Source organism: Clostridia bacterium, from assembly GCA_035561135.1.
Taxonomy (GTDB): domain Bacteria; phylum Acidobacteriota; class Terriglobia; order Terriglobales; family Acidobacteriaceae; genus DATMYA01.
Genome location: DATMYA010000073.1, coordinates 1 through 2,978, shown reverse-complemented (window position 1 = coordinate 2,978; position 2,978 = coordinate 1). Strand labels below are relative to the sequence as shown.

Sequence of the window (2,978 nt, the reverse complement as noted above, 5' to 3'; positions counted from 1 at the left end):
GGCTTCCACTTCCTGAATCGCCTTCTCGCTGAACTGCGGCCAAGGCGGCAGTTTCGTCTTGACGGCCTTCTCTCCGCCGTTGATTGCCAGGGTCTCTCTCATGTCGGTATTCTCCTCGTCTCTGTCCGCCGATCTGCGGTTCATAGTTTATATCACAAAGATCCGGTGTTCCGAAGAATGGAAACGGAAGCTAGCGGTAATGTTGCGCCCACCCAACGCCGCCTCGTATATGTGATATTGTGCTTGCGAACTTAAACCCGGAGGTGTCATCTATGGACGTCAGAACAAATCGCCGATCGTTCCTGATCGGCTCGGCGGCGAGTCTCGGTGTACCCCTTGTGAACGCCGCGGAGGGTAAGGAACTCCGCGCCGCGTTCATCGGCGTCGGAAATCGTGGTTTCTCGTTGCTGCAACAGACGTTGCGCCAGGAGAATGTCGCGGTGGTGGCGGTCTGCGACACGAACCCGGATAAACGCGACAAGGCGCTGGGAGCCGCCGGCAAATTTCATCCCCAGTCCTTGACGGAATGGCGGAAAGTGATCGACCTCAAGGAGGTCGATGCCGTCTTCATTGCCACACCGTGCGACCTGCACGCCGAAATGGCAGCGGCCGCGCTAACGGCCGATAAGTACGTCTACTGTGAAAAGCCGCTCGGCATCTATCCCCAGGAAGTGGACAAGGTGCTCAAAGCCTCACGGCGCTCGAAGGCCTTCCTTCAGATCGGGCAGCAGATGCGGTATTGGCCCTGGCTCGCGGGATCAATTCCCCACATCCACAGCGGCATCGTCGGGAAGGTCCTGATGGTGAAAGCTCAGCGCCACAGCACGCCGCGTGGAAAAGAGACGCTGCCCGAATGGTACTTCGACGTGAAGCGCTCGGGTGACCGCATTGTGGAGAACGGCGTCCACAACCTGGATGTCTGCAACTGGATTATCGGCAGCCGCCCGGTGGCCGCGTTCGGTTACGGAGCCGTCTACATGAACGACCCGAAGCCGCCCGGGACCGAGTACATGGATGCATATAGCGTCATGTACCAATACGAAAACAACGTGAACCTCACGTATAGCGAGGCAGTGATCCATCCGCGTGGCCTGAAAGAGTTGTCGAACGGCCAGTGGTACGTGGTCTTCGGAGACAAGGGCGCGGTCACGATCAAGTCCCGCTCCGGCCTGTTTTATGAGATGCAGGCGACGAATGAACCTCGGGAATTGCTGACTCCACCGCAGCAGGACGTGAAGGAAAATGCCGTAGGCGAGTTCTTTAACGCGATTCGCGAAAGGCGGCAGCCGTTCGCGAACATTTCAGTGGCCGCCAACGCCGCCCTCACCACGATGATGGGACGCGAAGCTATTTACAAGCGCAAGATGGTGACCTGGAAAGAACTGGGCGTTACCGTATAGTGAACCGGCCGGCCGCCGAGCGCTACGCTGCGGCGGCCGGCCGTAACCGTGTGCCGCATTCCACGGCCCACGCCAGGAGTTCGTCGCGCCTAGCCTGCCAGCGCGTAGATCTTATCCACCACCGCCGACATTTTGTTGATCTGCTCCGGATCGTTGGGATCGTAGCCGTATTCCGGTGAGAGCCAGCCGCGATAGTCGACCTTGACCAAGGCGTCGATCACTTCTTTCCAACTCGCGTCGCCTTCCATCAGGGGCACGAATTTGTTCGTCTGGACTTTGAAGTCTTTCAGGTGCACCCGTTTGATGCGCGGGCCGAGGGTGAGGATCCAGTCCTGCGGGTACCCGAACTGCATGACATTGCCGATATCGAAATGCGTTTGCAGCCACGGGCTGTGGAACTGGTCCACGAAGGCACGCATTTCCAGGGGGCTCAGCAGGAACTTGTTCCACACGTTTTCCATCGTGAGGATTACCTTCGCCTGCGCGGCGTGGGGTATCGCCTTCCTCAGTTCTTCGCTGGTCCGCTTCCATGTGTCATCGTAGCCGTACATGAGCTTTGCGCCGCCGCCGACGCGCGACGGAACCAGCAGAATGGTGCCGCTGTTGAGGGCATGGCTAATGTCGATGGACCGCTTGATGACATCGACGCCTTGGGCACGGACGGCGGGGTCGGGATGGTTAAGCGGGCATTTCGAGAACGGGCTGGAAACCGAAATAGTCACGATGGTCACGCCGGCATCGCGGGCCGCGGCCGCAATGCTCTTCAGTTCCTTGGGAGAAGTCTCCAGCGTCAACTTTTGTCCCATCGTGATCTCATATCCGTCAAAACCGGCGCGCTTGACCTGGCGGAAGGCCTCGTCCAGCGGCACCGGGCGCGGAATGATACCGTCACAAATACTCTTCTTGAAACGCCCGCCGGAAGCTTGGGTGGGAGATGCATGGCCCGGCAACGACGTAGCTGCCGAGAGCGCGATGAAATCTCTGCGATTCATGATTTGCCTCGCCGAGAATTCTATCACGACGGCCGTTTTCAAATCGCCAAGATTGAAGGGTGGTTGTCGTTAACTCGTCAAGATGTCCGCTTTAATTAACAGACGATCTGTCCGGTTTGCGGTTTAAAGGGCGCGGCCGTCAGGCCGCCGCCTTGGGTTTGGCTTTTGCCTTTGACAGGGCACGAGCCGTGGTCGGCGCGGTGGAAAAGTGGGAATCTCGCGCTTTATGCGAGATTTCCAAGGGAGGGTGGGAGCCGGTGAAAACCTGCTTTTGGTTTTCGCCGGCTTCCATGCTCCCGCCTTTTCCACGGCGCGGTTCGGTTTTGGGCTTCTCGAGCGGCTCGCCGTTGCTGCTGAACCGCCCCACCACATGTGGGCCGTAGCGGATCGAAATCGTGCCATCCAGATGCTCGTGGATAGTCACAGTGCTTCCCGCCAGCGTGTGTCGGAACCGCGTTTTCTCGATTTGCCAGTTTCGGCTTCCAATCGCCACCGTGTTGTCTTTGGCCACGACGCGCTCCGTCTGAACCGTAAACACCCAGTTCAGGTCCGTCCGGCTCGGCCGCCGAAACGCCGTCCCCTTCTC

3 protein-coding genes are annotated in these 2,978 nt (G+C 58.9%); 1 reads left to right on the top strand and 2 read right to left on the bottom strand.

Annotated elements, in window-relative coordinates:
* The first annotated feature begins 272 nt into the window (after nt 1-272).
* Nucleotides 273-1,400 carry a Gfo/Idh/MocA family oxidoreductase gene (locus tag VN622_15790; GenBank protein HWR37323.1) on the top strand — a complete coding sequence of 376 codons (1,128 nt, stop codon included), beginning with the start codon at nt 273-275 and terminating at the stop codon, nt 1,398-1,400.
* Nucleotides 1,401-1,489: 89 nt separating this feature from the next.
* Here the strand turns inward: VN622_15790 and VN622_15785 are convergent, their stop codons facing one another.
* Both VN622_15785 and VN622_15780 read right to left on the bottom strand, forming a co-directional pair.
* Complete coding sequence (locus VN622_15785; protein ID HWR37322.1) at nt 1,490-2,392, bottom strand: sugar phosphate isomerase/epimerase family protein; 903 nt, start codon at nt 2,390-2,392, stop codon at nt 1,490-1,492.
* A gap of 139 nt (nt 2,393-2,531) precedes the next feature.
* A partial coding sequence (locus VN622_15780; protein HWR37321.1) for a hypothetical protein occupies nt 2,532-2,978 on the bottom strand: 447 nt, incomplete at its 5' end.